We start from the raw sequence: 15,103 nt of genomic DNA, 5'->3' as shown, positions 1-15,103 counted from the left end.
ACGATGAAGGAGAAAATGAAAAGACCTCTCAGCATCCTCCTCGTGGTCTGCATGGTTGTTGCCCTGCTTGCGGGCAGCGCCTATGCGGTAAACCGATATTTTGAGGATGCCAAAGGCCATTGGGCGGAGGAAGCCATCCAAATCCTCACGGATAAGGGCGTCATCAGCGGCTATCCCGATGGTCTCGCACATCCCGACGCAATCATTACAAGAGGCGAGTTTGCCGCCCTGATTGCCAGGACTATGGAACTGCCGGAACCGGATGAAAGTGAAGTCACCATTCGCTTTACTGACATTGCCGGACACTGGTCGGAGCAGTATGTAGAGTCGCTCATCATTGCAGGAATTATCCAAAAGGACGATTTCGGGACGAAGTTCCTGCCGAATGATCCAATCACCCGCATGGAGATGATCCGAATGCTGGTGAGGGCTATCGGCAAGGGCGACCATGATGTATCCTGCCCCTGTGTCACCGGGTTTTCCGATGACGATGGACTCGCTGATGGGGATAAAGCCTGTATCTGTACAGGCAAAAAGTACGGCATTGTGACTGGTTACCCGGACGGTACAGTAAAGCCGGAAGGCAAAGCCACCCGTGCGGAAGCCTTTGAAATGCTGGTGGATACGGAGAAAGCAAAGGAACAGATCAAAAAAGAAGAACCTCCGAAGCCGCCCGTAACACCCAAGCCGGAGGATAAGCCTTCCGGTGGCGGCGGTTCTGGCGGTGGTGGTTCCTCTTATGTTCCCGCTCCGCAGTTCAGCTTCACATTGCCCAAAACCGCCTACACCGCCGATGAAATTGAGATTAAGCCGGAAAGTCGCTATGTGAGCGGTGTGACATGGACAATTCTTAAAAACGGACTGCCCGCCGAGCTTCCCGGGCTGACAGAGGGCGAACTGACCGCTGCAGGCGGCAAGGTGAAATTCACGCATACCGGTAGCATCACCCTCATTGCCACGGCAAAAAACAGCCGGGGCGCCACGGTGACCCATGAGCAGACGGTCAGCATCTATCCGGTGGTGACAGCGGCATTCACACTGCCCGAAACCGCCCATGCCGATACCGGCGTGCCGGTGGAGCTTTCCACGGAGAATCTCGGTTCCAATTCGGTGCTGTGGTCCCTCCAAAAAGATGGAACCGCCGCCGATATGGAGAAAGCCGTCACCGGAGAGCTGACCGCTGCTGGCGGCACGGTGCTGTTCAAGGATAAGGGCAGCTATACGCTCACGGCCTCCATCACAGACGAGCTGGGCAAGGTTGTCACCGCACAGAGCAGCATTACCGTCTACCCTGTGGCGGAGGTGAATCTCACCCTGCCGGCAGTTACCCATACCGATAAAACCGCCCAGCTAAAAACAGAAACAAAAGAAACGGATGGGCTCACGCTAACCTACACCCTGACCCGCAACGGAGAATCCGCTGACATCGACACATGGATTGAAGGAGATCCCGACCATGGCAGCATCCGATTCAAGGAAAAAGGTGTCTATGCGCTGACCGCTTCCGTTACCGATGCTACCGGCAGAGTGTTTGCCGGTAGCGCAGGCATCACGGTCTACCCGGTGGGCTCGGCGGGATTCTACTTGCCCGAAGTCTTCCATACCGACAAAGCGGTTGTGGTGGAAGCGGTGTTCGGAGAGATCGGCAGCCATACCGCCAAATGGTCCCTGCTGCATGACGGCAAGGAGGTATCCCTCACCAATGCGGCGGAGGGTACGCTGGGCAACAACGGCGGTGAGCTGAAGTTCCGCTCCAAAGGCAGCTATATCCTGAAAGCGGAGTTCACCGATGATGGCGGCAGGAGCTACCGCTATGAGCAGGGCTTCAAGGTTTATCCCGTGCCCAACCTTACCTACGGCCTGCCAAAACACGCCCATACCGACACCGATATCGTGGTCAAAACCGAAGCCAACCATCTGGACGGTCTCGCCGTTGAGTGGCTGGTGGATAACACATTCGGTTTCCAAGATTGGTCGACTTATGTGGACGGAAAGCTCTCGAATGACGGAGGTACCATCCGCTTCAAAAGAGCGGGCATCTATGAGCTGGTAGCGAGAATCACCGATGATACCGGCCGTGTCTTTCTGTACGAAAGCAAGGACAGGTGCGAGGTGCTTCCCGTACTGACTATCGGCTTTGAACTTCCTGCCTTTGCCTACACTGATACCGCCATTGACCTCAGAACTCATGGCAATAATAATGTTCTGCCTGTGGAGTGGTCCGTCAGCAAGGACGGCAAGAGCATTCCGCTCTCCGAGGCGTTTGACGGCAGCCTCACCCCCCAGGGCGGCAAGATTACCTTTAAGGGCGGCGGCGAGTATGTTCTTACCGCAGCCATGACCGACTATCTGAAACGCAGTTATTCCCACAGCGAAAACATCCGCATCCTGCCGGTGGTGCAGTATGCTTTCACCATGCCGCAGACTGTTCACTACAGTACGGAGTTTGAGGTTGCCGCAAGGGATGTTCGGCATATCGGCAGCTATGCTGTGGTCTGGACACTGCAAAAGGATGGCAATACCGCACAGTATCAGGGTACCCTGGGCAATGACGGCGGTAGAATTGCCATCCGTGACATCGGCACTTTTACCCTGACCGCTTCCATCACCGACAGCGCAGGACGTGTAATCTCACATGCGGAGAGTATTACGGTAACCAATACGGCGCCGAATGCTCCTGTGGTAGAGGCCGTTCCAACCCGTACAGCCAAGGATGGAAAGTTTCTCGTCAACATCACCGCCAATGCCACAGATCCCGATGGAGATGCGGTGACCTTGGAGTATGCGGACACTGCGGCTGACGGCTACTATGCGCCGGGTACCCACACCATCCGTGTCAGGGCGAAGGATATTGCCGGGGCTTACTCTACCTGGACCGAGAAAACTTTCACCGTGACCAATGCCGCCCCCACTGTTACCCTGACAGCCGAGCCAACCCGCATTGTCAAGGACGGCAAGTTCCTTGTCAATATCAGTGCGACAGCCGCCGATGCGGACGGCGATGCAACCACGCTGGAATGGGACAACAAGGCGGCTGACAACTACTATGCCGCAGGCACGCACACCATCCGCGTCCGTGCCAAAGATATTGCCGGAGCATATTCTCCTTGGGCATCAAAGACTTTCACCATCACCAGCTCCGCACCGACTGTAACTCTGACCGCAACCCCCACTCGAACAGCGAATAACGGCAAATTCCTTGTCAATATCAGCGCAACAGCCGCTGACTCGGACGGCGATGCCACCACTCTGGAGTGGGACAACAAGGCGGCTGACAACTACTATGCCGTTGGCACGCACACCATCCGTGTTCGTGCCAAAGATGCTACCGGGCTGTATTCGGAGTGGGTGTCCAAAACATTCAGCATCGTAAACTCTGCACCGACTGCGCCGGTCATCAGCCGAACTCCAAACGGCAACAGCGTAGCGCCGGGAACGCCGGTCACCATTAAGGCAACCAGCTCTGACCCCGATGGCGATGCTGTCACCCTTGTCTGGGAGGGCCGAAATGCTGAAACACAGACCTATCCCCGTGGAAAGAACGTGGTCCGCGTCAAAGCGGTGGACTCCGCAGGCGCTGAATCGCCTTGGGCTGCCATCGTTTTCTTTGTGGCGGACTCAAACGGCGGTGGTGGGATGGTCTTAACAGGGCCTGACTCCGTTATCATGGAAAACGGGCTCGAAGGCGCCACCATCACAGAATATACCTTTACGGTGCCTCCTGTAAGTGGTCACAGCGGCTCGGACTTCGGCAGAGTGCGTGGATACAACAGGCTGACCAGCCAGTGGGATCAGCTTGACTACGGTACCACCACCAACGGCATCACTTTCACTCGCAGCCTTGGCGCAGGCGTATACACAAGGCTGGAATTCTATTATTACACCAATCACGACTGCATGTATAACAAGAGCAACATCACGTATTCCGTAACCTATCATTTCGAGTAAGGAGGAAAATCTATGAAATCTCTCATTTGCAAGCTGAAGAACAAGTCTGCCACAGCCGTAGTCAGAACCCGAAACACCCTTTCCGGAAACCGCGGGGAGGGCTACATTGATACGGCCATTAAAATCCTGCTGGCGGTTGTCATCGGCGCTCTGCTTCTGGCAGGGCTTTATGCCCTGTTTGGGGAAACGGTACTGCCGACCTTGACACAGAGAATCAAGGAAATGTTCAACTATGGAGGCTAATGGCATCGCACAGGCGGCGCTTTTTTCTTCTCTGCTTCTGGCGGCTTCTGTGTGGGACCTCCGCAAACGGATCATCCCGGACAGCATCTGCCTCCTGATTGCACTGGCGGGGCTGATTGATTTCAGCCCCGCCAATTTCTTGGGAGTGCTTGCGGCGCTGCCGCTACTCATTGCCGCCCTATACAAACCGGACAGCATTGGCGGCGGGGATATCAAGCTCACTGCCACCGCGGGCATTGTTTTGGGATTTTGGGGATGCACGGCCGGGTTGACACTCGGTCTGATGGCATCCCTCTTTTTTTATTTCTGGGCCCAAGCCATCAGAAGGCTCCGCAAACTGGAGCCTCAGAAAGCGGCGCAGGCATCCCTGCCGATGGCGCCGTTTTTGTCCCTCGGCTTTCTTGCCATAACCATTCTAAATATCGGAGGAGTTATCTCATGAAAAGAATCCATATCAGCAGAAAAAAGACCATTCTCATCGCCGGTATCGCCGCCGTTTCGCTGGCTGCCGCCCTTATTCCGGGGGCTGTGAAAGCAGCGAAATACCGCAAATACAGCTCCGTCAGCTTCTAAATCACAATGAAATAAAGGAGGAAATCCTATGAGTCTTTTTAAGAATCGCACTGTTGTCGGTGTAATCTGCATCCTTTTGTCCCTGCTTATCTGCTTCGGCGTAACGCCGCTGTTCAACAAGTCCGTCAGCCAGAAAACCGAGATCGTCCGCGTGGTTAAGGAAATCAAAGCAGGCGATGAGATCACAAAGGATACGGTCCAGACCGTGGAGGTAGGTGGCTTCGGTCTGCCCGACAACGTCATCCGCCAGAGCGAAATGGTCATCGGCAAGTATGCCAAATCCGACCTCTCCATCGGTGATTATATCTTGAACACCAAGCTGTCCGACACCCCCGCTGCGGAGAATGCCTATCTTTACAATTTGGACGGCACCAAGCAGGCCATGTCGGTGACCATCAAGAGCTTTGCAAACGGTCTGTCCGGCAAGCTCCAGAGCGGCGATATAGTGTCGGTCATTGCCGCCGACCACAAAAAACAGGGCTCCACCGTCATCCCCGCCGAGCTGAAATATGTGGAGGTCATCAGCGTGACTGCCTCCTCCGGCTATGACGCCAACACCGGTGAGGCCAAATCCGAGAAGGATGAGCGTGAGCTGCCCTCCACCGTAACCCTGCTGGTATCTCCCGAACAGAGCAAAGTGTTGGCGGAGCTGGAGGCTGACGGCAAGCTCCACCTCGCCCTCGTTTACCGTGGCACGCCTGCCAACACCGCAAAGTTTACAGAGGCGCAGGACAAAGTCATTGCCGCTCTGTATCCTGTGGAGGTGCCACAGGACAGCTCATCTGAACCCAAGTCTCAGGAATCGGAGGAAAGCACTGCATCCGAAACACCCGCGGAAAGCGAGGTGCAGTGATGCTGAATTTCAAGAAAAAGAGCATCTTCACCCGCCAGTCCGCCAGGGAAGATGCCCCACCGGAGCAGGAGCCTCAGAGCGGCATTCTTGCCGTTTGGGGCTCTCCCGGCAGCGGAAAGACGGTCACCGCCGTGAAGATTGCAAAGCATCTTGCGGACCGGAAGAAAAACGTGGTACTTCTGCTCTGTGATATGACCACACCCATGCTGCCCTGTGTCTGCCCTCCCTCCGATCTGGAGAGTGAGCATTCGCTGGGCAGTATCCTTGCCGCTACCCATGTGACCGAAGCCCTCATCAAGCACAATCTGGTGACCCTCAAGAAAAACAGCCACCTGACCATCCTCGGCATGAAAAAGGGTGAGAACGAGTACACCTATCCGCCCTATGAGCAGCTACAGGCACAGGAGCTGATGGACGGACTACGGGAAATCGCCCCATTCGTTGTGGTGGACTGCGGCAGCTATATCGCCAACGACATTCTCTCCGCCGTGGCGCTCATGGAGGCAGACAGCGTCCTGCGCCTTGCCAATGCAGACCTCAAGTCTGTGAGTTATCTCTCCAGCCAGCTCCCTCTGCTTCGGGATTCCAAATGGGATGCTGATAAACAATACAAGGTTGCCAGCAACGTAAAGCCCCAGCAGGCCAGGGAGCAGATCGGTCAGGCGCTGGGTTCGGTAGCCTTTACCATCATCCATTCTCAGGAGCTGGAGGAACAGTACCTTGCAGGAAATCTGCTGGCTGATTTGTCCCTAAAAGACAGCCGCTTGTTCCGCAGGGAGATTGAAAAAATTGCAAAGGAGGTGTTCGGATGTTAGGGAAAAAGAGAAATACCCCGGCATTTGCCAAGGGAAAAAATAAGGCACAGGCCGAACAGGAGCAGAAAAAACAGACACAAAACCAACCATCCACACCCCCGGCGACGGCTCCCGCTTTGAGCAACACCATGGATCAGGAGTCTACGGTGAACCGCACTGTGGATTTTTCAGGGGTAAACCGCACCCATACGCTGTTCTTCACACCTGAAGCAGAGGGTAAGGATTTCTCATCAGTCCTTGCCGATGTGCAGGAGTACATCTCCGAACATTACAGCACCCTCATCACTGCGGGCGGCGAGGATGCCAAGGCACAGCTCAAACGCTACATCACAAAGTACGTTCAGGACCGTCGCGTATCGGTAAACGGCATGAGCGGCGGCAAGCTGGCGGATGCTCTCTACACCGAAATGGCGGAGTTCGGATTTCTGACGAAATATATCTTCGGCACCGGAATCGAGGAAATCGACATCAACTCGTGGCGGGACATTGAAGTGCAATATTCGGACGGCCGCACGGTCAAGCTGGAGGAACGCTTTGAGAGCCCCCAGCACGCTGTCAATGTAATCCGCAGGATGCTCCACATCAGCGGCATGGTCTTGGACAACGCCAGCCCCATCGTGCTGGGGCATCTTTCTAAAAACATCCGAATTGCCGTTCTCAAAAGTCCCATCGTGGATGAAGATGTGGGCGTCGCCGCCTCCATCCGTATCGTCAACCCGCAGAGCATGAAGAAAGACGATTTTGTCAAAAGCGGTACGGCGACCGACCCCATGCTGGACTTTTTATCCCTCTGTATCCGCTACGGCATATCGGTCTGCGTGGCGGGCGCCACCAGCTCCGGCAAAACCACCGTGGCGGGCTGGGTGCTGACAACCGTCCCCGACAATAAGAGAATCTATACCATTGAAAACGGTTCCCGTGAGCTGGCATTGGTTCGGGAAAAGGACGGTAAGGTGATCAATTCGGTCATCCATACCCTGACCCGCGACAGCGACAATGACCGCCAGCGCATCGATCAAACCAACCTCCTGGACTATGCGCTCCGTTTTAATCCGGATATTATCGTAGTGGGCGAAATGAGAGGCGCCGAGGCCAATGCCGCCCAGGAAGCCGCCCGAACCGGAGTTGCGGTGCTGACCACCATCCACTCCAATTCCTGCGAGGCTACCTATCGCCGCATGGTGTCCCTGTGCAAACGTGCGGTGGATATGTCCGACCAGACCCTTATGGACTATGTCACCGAAGCCTACCCCATTGTGGTGTTCTGCAAGCAGCTTGAAAATAAGCAGCGCCGCATGATGGAGATTCAGGAGTGCGAGATCCTCCCGGACGGCACAAGAAACTACCGTCCATTGTTCCAGTATATCATTACCGAAAACCGCATGGAGGACGGCAAATTCATCATCGAGGGACACCACGAACAGATCAATGCCATCTCGGAGAGCCTTGCCAAGCGGCTGCTGGAAAATGGTATGCCCCAGGCGGTCATCGAGAGCTTGCGGGGAAAGGAGGCGCAAAGCGCATGACAACGGTACTCTTAATCGCCTGCATCGGAATGATAGCAGGCTCTTTTATTTTACTCGGCCTTACTCCGATAGAGTTCACCACGGCAGTGTTCGGAAAGCTCACCGACAGGCCCAAGTCTCTCCGCGACGAAGTGGGTGAATTCACCCGCAGGAAAAAGCAGTCCTATCTGCGCCGGGAAATTGCCGAGGTGCAGTCTATTCTCAAGGTAACAGGCAGGACGGCACGCTTTCCCATGCTCTGTGCCCTGTCTCTGCTGTGCTTTGCCGTGGGCGCATCCATCGCCATCATGCTCTCGAACTTTTTCCTTGTTCCTGTGATGGCGGTAGGCTGTATGTTCCTGCCTTTCTGGTGGGTAAAGCTCACAGCCAGCCACTTCAAGCGGGATATTGCGGCGGAGCTGGAAACAGCGCTCAGTATCATCACCACAGCCTACCTCAGAAACGAGGACATCCTGACGGCAGTAGACGAAAATCTGCCGTATCTTAACCCTCCCGTGCTATCGGTTTTCAAAGGGTTTGTGTCCCGTGTCAGGTTGGTTGACCCCGATGTGACGGCAGCGCTCCATGACCTGAAAGACCGCATCGACAACGCTGTATATGTCGAATGGTGTGATGCCCTCATTGCCTGCCAGCACGACCGCAGCCTCAAGACCACCTTGACCCCTATCGTCAGCAAGCTGTCCGATATGCGGGTGGTTAACGGTGAGCTGGAAAACATGGTGTTTGAGCCGAGAAAGGAATTCATCATCATGCAGGTTCTCGTCGTCGGCAATATCCCGCTCATGTATTTTTTGAACAAGGATTGGTACCACACGCTGATGCACACACCGCTGGGGCAGATTATTCTGACCATTTGCGCCGCCGTGATTTTCGTTTCTACGGCGTTTGTCATCAAGCTCACGCAGCCCATCGAATATCGAAGATAGGAGGACGCTCATGACAATCTACATCTTTTTATTTGGAGTCCTCCTGTCGGCAGGGCTCTTTTTCATTACCGCCGATCTGCTGCGGCTGCCCACTCTCGCCACCCAAAAGGCGATGCTGTCGGCGGGTAAGCAGGCCAAGGCAAAACCCAAAGCCACCGATGCACTGCTGCGAAACGCCGCCGTCCAGCTTTCCCGCTACCTCCGCATGGATGAGTACAAGAAAAGCAGAATGGAAAATGTGCTGTCGGCGGCAGGACTTTCCGACTCGCCGGAGCTGTTCACGGCAATGGCAATCGTCAAGGCAATGAGTATTGCGCTTTGCATCATTCCCTGCCTTATCGTCCTCCCGCTGCTGACACCCATTGTACTGTTTGCTGCCGTGCTGGTCTATTTCAAAGAGATACGCAAGGCGGACGAGGCTCTGGCAGCTAAACGAGGCAAAATCGAACAGGAACTGCCCCGCTTCGTTGCAACCATCACCCAGGAGCTGAAAGCCAGCCGGGATGTGCTGTCCATGCTGGAGAATTTCAAGAGAAATGCGGGAGAAGATTTTTCCGCAGAGCTTGATATCCTCACTGCAGATATGCGCTCCTCCAGCTACGAGGCGGCACTGACGAGGTTCGAGTCAAGGTTCAATTCGCCCATGCTCTCGGATATCACGCGAGGGCTGATTGGCGTACTTCGCGGAGATGACGGCGGGATGTATTTTCAGATGCTGGCACACGACATGAAGCAACTGGAACTCCAGCGGCTTAAAGCGCAGGCCATGAAGATTCCGCCCAAAATCCGAGTATTTTCCTTTGCCATGCTGATGTGCTTTCTCATGACCTACATGGCGATTATTGTCTATGAAATCATCACATCCCTCGGCGGGATGTTTTAAGGAGGTGTGCAAATGCAGCGAGAACAGATGATAGATGCATTTCGGGAAAAACTCGACCGCAACTGGAACGATTACCTCCGTGAACTGGACGGACTTTCCAAAGGTGTTCTCATCGGAAAAAGCGATGAGATTACTGCCGCCCGCTTTGTCTATAACGAGCTGTACGGTGGTGGGTACCCGGAGGACTATATGGAATACCTCCTGTGTTTTGAAAACCCGCTGGAGGTCGCAAGGGATCAGTGGATATCGGAGCAATCGGTGGATTTCAGTGAAGAACTCAATCATGCGCTCTGGAGTCTGATGGACAAGGGTACAGCAGAACAGGATTATGCTCTTGACCCGGAATATACGCCGGGTCCCGCAACAGACAAAAAAAACACTGTGCGGGAATTCATTGAACACCATCCCTGTGCCAATCTCGACATGTTGACTCCCGGTGGTAGTGTGTATCTGACTCCGGAAAAAGCACAGCTTCTGCTGTCCGGGCAGAGCATAATGGGGCATCCTGGCAGTCCTGAGTATGGGAGGGAAATCACCGCGGAGGAACTGCTTAATCAAGAAGTCCGTAGGGCCAGTTTCAGCAAGGGTACATGGCGCATATTAAGCGATTACATCCGGGAGCCGGAACAGGAGCAGGCCCCCTTTGAACAGGGGGTGACCATGTGCTGAAAATACTGAAAAGCAAAGCCGGAGAAGGCTACATTGATGTGGCGGTGCTGGTGCTGTGTGCCATGCTGGTTATCGCCCTTGCGGTGAAGGTGTTCCCGGTGTATATCCAAAAACAGCAGATTGACACCTTTGCCGTGGAACTCATTCGGGAGGCGGAAATCTCCGGTCAGATCGGCAGCGAAACCGGCCGCCGTGAACAATTCCTGCGGGAAAAGACCGGACTGACCCCCACCGTGACATGGTCCAAGACCGGCAGGATTCAGCTTAATGAAGAAGTCACGGTGACGGTCACCTACAAGACCAACATCGGGCTTTTTGCCGGGTTTGGCTCGTTCCCCATTACGCTGAGAGCAGATGCAGCGGGAAAAAGCGAGGTCTACTGGAAATGACGGAAAAAATCAAGCAAATCCTACAAGGGAAAAGCGGCTCAGGCTTCCCGCTCATCATTGCCATCGCCTTGTCGCTGGTGATTATCTTTACCGGCATTTCAGAATATTTCCGGCTTGTAATCGTAGCGCAGGGCGTGCGGGATGCGGTGCAGACCGCTGTTATCTCCACCGTCAACGACAACTACGACGATGTGTACCACGGCGTGCGGGAGGGTTATTCGGGAGCCTACCAGCCCATTGCCGAGGATTTTGAGGAAAGCATTGATTACGGCGATATCTATGACAGGCTGGATGGTGTACTCGGTCTTTCCTACAGCGGCGGCTATCATGAAAAACGCACTCCGGACGGCAAGTTGGAATTTAAGGTGTGGAATCTGGAGGTGGATATCCGAAACGCTCCCTTTGCATCGGGCGACCAAGCCTCCTCCCGCTTTGAAGCTGACAGCACCATCATGCTGGAGGTTCCCGTGTCTTTTGGCGGAAAACTGCTGCCCCCCATGACGATCAAAGTCAAGACCAGCGCCGGATACACACCGAGGTTTTAACCCTGCGGAGAAGTTTTCTTGGAATAATGATAGACTTTTTGAAAAGTTCGTGGTAGGGTGTGACTTAACAGGAACCTATCAAAATTTAACAAATAGGAGGACACTCTTATGAAAAATATGAATGCCAAAACGAAGAAATGGCTGGCCGTAACCGGATGCCTCGCCCTCTGTGCGGTGCTTGTGGTACTGATCGGACAGCAATTCATAACCCCAAAGCCGGTGGATACCCCACCCTCGCCCCAAAGCTCCGAGGTGAGCAATGTGACGGTGGACACCAGGGTGCCGGATAGCACAGAGAAAGAAAAAGAGAGCACCGTAGCCCCGCCTGATACCACCCAACCGACAAACATCAACAACGGTGCAGTTTCCAGCGGCACGGAACAGACCATCCAAAGCGATGCAACCAAGCCGGAATATACTGAGGAACAGCTCAAAGACCCCACGCAGAAACCTGACGGCGAAAAGGTCACGGAGCCTCCCAAGCCCGTCGACCATGATAAGGTGGAAAAGCCCAAGGATACCCCAAAAAACGACAATCAGCCGCAGGGCGGCGAAACCAAGGACGGCAAGATTTATGTGCCGGGTTTCGGGTGGATTGACGATAACGGCGGTGGCGGTCAAGGCACAACTGTAGACGGTGACGGCGATATCAATAAACAAGTCGGCAATATGGGGGAATAACAGAATACTTTCACAAGGCACGGTTGAAACAGACCGTGCCTTTACTTTTGCAAAAAGGAGGCCGCAATGAAGAAATTATTCAAGAGCATAGCCAGTCTTATGCTGGTGCTTTGCCTATTCTGCCCCCTAACCGCATTTGCTGATACCGGCGGCAGCGGAAATATCGATGGCGGCGGTGGAGGCATGGGCAGCGGAACCAGCACCAACACATGGAGCGGCGGTAACGAGGGTGTGCGTATTACTGTGGTTCGGGCAAGTGATCACGCAACGGTCACCACGCCGGTAGATTTTACAAATAAGAAACCGGACAATATTCGTGTTCATTTTGGAAAGGTAAGCAAACTGTCCTATAGCTCCGGTCAGCAATTAAGCCCTACCACAAGTGTGTACCATTATATCAATCCAGCTCAAACCATACCCCGCATTATCAGTACCAACGGAAGCAACAATATTGCCGCCATCAAGAAGTATTTCTGCTCGGAATATGTCATCAAACGCATTGCAGATGTAACAGGCATGAATTACGATGTTCTCATCGGCGGTGAGTATAAAATCCTCTTGGAGCCCATTGCCTACTACAAATTTGAGGGAGTTATGATTGCCACCACCGCTACCGAAGCCGCCCTGTATGATGAACAGGTTAGCGGTCTGCTCCGCAGAAGAATGGTGTCTCTTACCCACAAGAATCTGCCCCTCGCCATGTTTTTGGAGGTAGGCGACCTCGGCTATCCCGCATGGGGAGGCAGCAAAAGCAGCGCCGCATCCAATGCGGATATCAAGTCCAGCCTTGGACTTGGCATTGTCCGTTTTACGGAGAAACCAGAGGAACCTCAGATTGACGCCTACGATTATGAGTACCGGGTAAACACCAATGTCATCACGGCGGTGAGGATCAGCGGAGGTCAGTCCGATCCCGACAGGCCCACCCGCATCAGCTTTAATATCGGTGGGCAAACCTACAGTGTGGGCAATGTCTACTACCCCGAAGGCGATAGCCAGCTTGCGTGGGTAAAATGGAAAACCCCCGATACTGAGCAGAACATGACAATTCAGGTGACGGTATCCGGTCCCGGCAGTACGGCGAAAATGACCCTCAACGTCAAAATCCTTGACCTTGATAAGAACCCTCCGCCCAATCCCGTAGCCGATGACCGCAACGATAGCTTCCGTGCTTCTGCCATACCAAGCAGAGCGGTAAAAAGCTCGGCAAGCTGGAGTGTCTGGCGGCCGTGGTGGCAGGAATATTGGGTGTGGCACAGTGATTATGACGATGAAGGAAACGATAACGGATATTGGTGCGATCACGGATGGTGGGAGTTTGACCTGAACCGTTACAGTGCCAGCCTGACCGCCGCCATGAGCATCAAATGCGACAGCATGAATCCGACTGCCAGCGGAAGAACGATGAAATCGGGATATGGCATCAACCAGACCGTCACCGGAAGTATCAGCTCCAACCAAAGCTCGGCGGTTACCCAGCCGCAGAATGCGGTCAGCTATTTTCCCGAATTTGCCTATGAAACCTATTGGCGGCTCTTGGAGCGCATGGGATCGGGGCGATTTGAGCTTCAGCAAAACCCTTACTCCACCTACAAAAACCGCACCCATTTCAGCCCGATCTGGATGCCGGACGGAGCATATACCGTTAACACATGGCTCATTGATGGGTGGACTCCGGATGGAATGCTGTCGGCCAACCTTACAGACAGCCTGACCATAAGGGGCAACTTGTGGCAGGACTGGCACGTCGCTCCTAAGAAGCCATAGCAGGGAGGATACAATGGCATATGAACGAATTGAGGCGCCAAAAGGCAGCCTGTACCACTACACGCAAAAGGACCGGCTGGATGCAATATTGCAGGATGGGCGCATCCGGCGATTTGGAGATCGTGAGTGCTGGTTCTGCACTTCTCTCGCAGACACCCTGCAGCTTATGGAAATGACCGTCATGAAGGAAGGACATCCCTATGTTGATACACGGGGATTTTTACAGAGATACCCCGCTTTTGTACCAGAGGGTTACATCATCCTAAAGCTGGAGCAACGGCATCAAAATGGGGAATGGGTAAGATGGAATCAGGAGATGCCACCCGGCGTCCTCCCGAAATACTTGCGGAGGCTGAAGAATTCAGCTTGTTGAAGAAAGGCTTCCGCGGTGACCTGAAATTTTATCAGAACCCCCAGGTAATTGAAGTGTCCTCGCTCCTGGAAGAACAGGCTCAGGGCATGGATATGACAATGAAACTATAAATACAGAAAAAGAACAAGGCTGCAGGAGCAATTCTGCGGCCTTTTCTTAACTTTTAGAAAGGTGGTTTTTATGAAAAGGTATAAGAAAATTGCTCTTATGCTTATCCTCGTCCTCATGGTAACCATGTTCTTCAGCACAACCGCTTTTGCGGCAAATGGCGATGTTGCGGGAGCTATTGAGGGCACATGGAATGACGCCTCCGGGCAGATTAAGACGGTGGTCAACAAGGTGGTGTTTCCCGCAATCGACCTCATTCTGGCGGTGTTTTTCTTTGCAAAATTAGGGATGGCGTACTTTGATTATCGAAAGCATGGTCAGTTTGAGTGGGCGGCTCCGGCGATTTTGTTCGCCTGTTTGGTGTTCACCCTTACGGCTCCGACTTACATCTGGACGATTTTGGGGATGTAGTAAGGTGTTCCGATTATGCATGATGGTGTTTACATCAGAAAAGTAAGGAGAGCAGCTCGTGCCACTCTCCTTACTTTACAAAATGATTCCGCTATTCTTTTTCGCCCTCAGGCCCGGATTCTTTTCTAATCTCAAGTACGATGCCATCATCGCCAGAGATAAAAAGCTCCTCCGTTTTTTGCTGTGCGCGCTGAAGCAACGATATCGCGTCCGTCACATCATTGAACAGCGAATCGTACATTTTTTTGTAATCTGCCATGCAATTGACCTCCTAAGATTATTTCGGCGGCCACCGTTGTGTGGTATTGAAACTCTGAAAGAGCTGATTGTCAAGTTGTTTTTGAGCTTTACTCAAATAAAAATCATTGCTCGAAATTTATTAACCGAGATGAA

17 protein-coding genes are annotated in these 15,103 nt (G+C 53.5%); 16 read left to right on the top strand and 1 reads right to left on the bottom strand.

Features of this window, described 5'->3' with window-relative positions; genetic code table 11:
- Positions 1 to 3: 3 nt before the first annotated feature.
- The 16 genes from QOS46_RS00395 (at position 4) to QOS46_RS00320 (ending at position 14,710) form a co-directional block, all read left to right on the top strand.
- Entirely contained in the window at positions 4 to 3,948 is a 3,945-nt protein-coding gene (locus QOS46_RS00395) for an S-layer homology domain-containing protein (RefSeq protein ID WP_283606442.1), read from the top strand.
- A gap of 12 nt (positions 3,949 to 3,960) precedes the next feature.
- Positions 3,961 to 4,191, top strand: coding sequence for a DUF6133 family protein (locus QOS46_RS00390; RefSeq protein WP_013623314.1), 231 nt, complete (start codon positions 3,961 to 3,963; stop codon positions 4,189 to 4,191).
- A complete protein-coding gene (locus tag QOS46_RS00385; RefSeq protein ID WP_013623313.1) occupies positions 4,181 to 4,633 on the top strand; it encodes a prepilin peptidase in 453 nt (150 codons plus the stop codon). Before QOS46_RS00390 ends, QOS46_RS00385 begins: the two co-directional genes overlap by 11 nt.
- Positions 4,630 to 4,764 (top strand): hypothetical protein, encoded by a 135-nt coding sequence (locus tag QOS46_RS00380; protein ID WP_013623312.1) that lies wholly within the window; start codon positions 4,630 to 4,632, stop codon positions 4,762 to 4,764. Before QOS46_RS00385 ends, QOS46_RS00380 begins: the two co-directional genes overlap by 4 nt.
- A gap of 28 nt (positions 4,765 to 4,792) precedes the next feature.
- Entirely contained in the window at positions 4,793 to 5,617 is an 825-nt protein-coding gene (gene cpaB / locus QOS46_RS00375) for a Flp pilus assembly protein CpaB (RefSeq protein WP_013623311.1), read from the top strand.
- The gene (locus QOS46_RS00370; protein ID WP_283606436.1) at positions 5,617 to 6,432 is read left to right on the top strand and encodes a P-loop NTPase family protein; all 816 of its coding nucleotides are present in this window, start codon (positions 5,617 to 5,619) and stop codon (positions 6,430 to 6,432) included. The genes cpaB and QOS46_RS00370 overlap by 1 nt, the downstream gene beginning before the upstream one ends.
- On the top strand, positions 6,426 to 7,958 hold the full coding sequence (locus QOS46_RS00365) for a type II/IV secretion system ATPase subunit (protein WP_013623309.1): 1,533 nt from the start codon (positions 6,426 to 6,428) through the stop codon (positions 7,956 to 7,958). The genes QOS46_RS00370 and QOS46_RS00365 overlap by 7 nt, the downstream gene beginning before the upstream one ends.
- Positions 7,955 to 8,884: a type II secretion system F family protein gene (locus tag QOS46_RS00360; protein ID WP_013623308.1), complete on the top strand. Its 930-nt coding sequence runs from the start codon at positions 7,955 to 7,957 to the stop codon at positions 8,882 to 8,884. Before QOS46_RS00365 ends, QOS46_RS00360 begins: the two co-directional genes overlap by 4 nt.
- Before the next feature lie 10 nt (positions 8,885 to 8,894).
- Positions 8,895 to 9,767, top strand: a complete 873-nt coding sequence (locus QOS46_RS00355) for a hypothetical protein (RefSeq protein ID WP_013623307.1) — start codon at positions 8,895 to 8,897, stop codon at positions 9,765 to 9,767.
- 12 nt (positions 9,768 to 9,779) lie between these two features.
- Complete coding sequence (locus QOS46_RS00350; RefSeq protein WP_013623306.1) at positions 9,780 to 10,436, top strand: hypothetical protein; 657 nt, start codon at positions 9,780 to 9,782, stop codon at positions 10,434 to 10,436.
- Entirely contained in the window at positions 10,430 to 10,825 is a 396-nt protein-coding gene (locus QOS46_RS00345; protein WP_013623305.1) for a DUF4320 family protein, read from the top strand. The genes QOS46_RS00350 and QOS46_RS00345 overlap by 7 nt, the downstream gene beginning before the upstream one ends.
- Positions 10,822 to 11,370, top strand: a complete 549-nt coding sequence (locus tag QOS46_RS00340; protein ID WP_013623304.1) for a hypothetical protein — start codon at positions 10,822 to 10,824, stop codon at positions 11,368 to 11,370. The genes QOS46_RS00345 and QOS46_RS00340 overlap by 4 nt, the downstream gene beginning before the upstream one ends.
- A gap of 108 nt (positions 11,371 to 11,478) precedes the next feature.
- Complete coding sequence (locus tag QOS46_RS00335; protein WP_283606430.1) at positions 11,479 to 12,051, top strand: DUF6550 family protein; 573 nt, start codon at positions 11,479 to 11,481, stop codon at positions 12,049 to 12,051.
- Between the two features lie 66 nt (positions 12,052 to 12,117).
- A complete protein-coding gene (locus QOS46_RS00330) occupies positions 12,118 to 13,818 on the top strand; it encodes a hypothetical protein (protein WP_013623302.1) in 1,701 nt (566 codons plus the stop codon).
- Between the two features lie 13 nt (positions 13,819 to 13,831).
- A complete protein-coding gene (locus QOS46_RS00325; RefSeq protein WP_330615988.1) occupies positions 13,832 to 14,191 on the top strand; it encodes a hypothetical protein in 360 nt (119 codons plus the stop codon).
- Positions 14,192 to 14,371: 180 nt separating this feature from the next.
- The gene (locus QOS46_RS00320) at positions 14,372 to 14,710 is read left to right on the top strand and encodes a DUF3852 domain-containing protein (protein WP_013623301.1); all 339 of its coding nucleotides are present in this window, start codon (positions 14,372 to 14,374) and stop codon (positions 14,708 to 14,710) included.
- A gap of 91 nt (positions 14,711 to 14,801) precedes the next feature.
- On the opposite strand, the gene QOS46_RS00315 is transcribed toward QOS46_RS00320, so the two are convergent.
- Positions 14,802 to 14,969 (bottom strand): hypothetical protein, encoded by a 168-nt coding sequence (locus tag QOS46_RS00315; protein ID WP_167875176.1) that lies wholly within the window; start codon positions 14,967 to 14,969, stop codon positions 14,802 to 14,804.
- Between the last annotated feature and the right edge of the window lie 134 nt (positions 14,970 to 15,103).

The organism is Faecalispora anaeroviscerum (genome assembly GCF_947568225.1).
In the GTDB taxonomy this organism is placed as follows: domain Bacteria; phylum Bacillota; class Clostridia; order Oscillospirales; family Acutalibacteraceae; genus Faecalispora; species Faecalispora anaeroviscerum.
This window is presented reverse-complemented; position numbering and strand designations above follow the sequence as displayed.

What these genes read in the sequence shown, in the direction of transcription:
- QOS46_RS00395 (WP_283606442.1), top strand. Translation starts at nt 4, where the DNA reads ATGAAGGAGAAAATGAAAAGACCTCTCAGCATCCTCCTCGTGGTCTGC.
- QOS46_RS00390 (WP_013623314.1), top strand. Translation starts at nt 3,961, where the DNA reads ATGAAATCTCTCATTTGCAAGCTGAAGAACAAGTCTGCCACAGCCGTA.
- QOS46_RS00385 (WP_013623313.1), top strand. Translation starts at nt 4,181, where the DNA reads ATGGAGGCTAATGGCATCGCACAGGCGGCGCTTTTTTCTTCTCTGCTT.
- QOS46_RS00380 (WP_013623312.1), top strand. Translation starts at nt 4,630, where the DNA reads ATGAAAAGAATCCATATCAGCAGAAAAAAGACCATTCTCATCGCCGGT.
- cpaB (WP_013623311.1), top strand. Translation starts at nt 4,793, where the DNA reads ATGAGTCTTTTTAAGAATCGCACTGTTGTCGGTGTAATCTGCATCCTT.
- QOS46_RS00370 (WP_283606436.1), top strand. Translation starts at nt 5,617, where the DNA reads ATGCTGAATTTCAAGAAAAAGAGCATCTTCACCCGCCAGTCCGCCAGG.
- QOS46_RS00365 (WP_013623309.1), top strand. Translation starts at nt 6,426, where the DNA reads ATGTTAGGGAAAAAGAGAAATACCCCGGCATTTGCCAAGGGAAAAAAT.
- QOS46_RS00360 (WP_013623308.1), top strand. Translation starts at nt 7,955, where the DNA reads ATGACAACGGTACTCTTAATCGCCTGCATCGGAATGATAGCAGGCTCT.
- QOS46_RS00355 (WP_013623307.1), top strand. Translation starts at nt 8,895, where the DNA reads ATGACAATCTACATCTTTTTATTTGGAGTCCTCCTGTCGGCAGGGCTC.
- QOS46_RS00350 (WP_013623306.1), top strand. Translation starts at nt 9,780, where the DNA reads ATGCAGCGAGAACAGATGATAGATGCATTTCGGGAAAAACTCGACCGC.
- QOS46_RS00340 (WP_013623304.1), top strand. Translation starts at nt 10,822, where the DNA reads ATGACGGAAAAAATCAAGCAAATCCTACAAGGGAAAAGCGGCTCAGGC.
- QOS46_RS00335 (WP_283606430.1), top strand. Translation starts at nt 11,479, where the DNA reads ATGAAAAATATGAATGCCAAAACGAAGAAATGGCTGGCCGTAACCGGA.
- QOS46_RS00330 (WP_013623302.1), top strand. Translation starts at nt 12,118, where the DNA reads ATGAAGAAATTATTCAAGAGCATAGCCAGTCTTATGCTGGTGCTTTGC.
- QOS46_RS00325 (WP_330615988.1), top strand. Translation starts at nt 13,832, where the DNA reads ATGGCATATGAACGAATTGAGGCGCCAAAAGGCAGCCTGTACCACTAC.
- QOS46_RS00320 (WP_013623301.1), top strand. Translation starts at nt 14,372, where the DNA reads ATGAAAAGGTATAAGAAAATTGCTCTTATGCTTATCCTCGTCCTCATG.
- QOS46_RS00315 (WP_167875176.1), bottom strand. Translation starts at nt 14,969, where the DNA reads ATGGCAGATTACAAAAAAATGTACGATTCGCTGTTCAATGATGTGACG.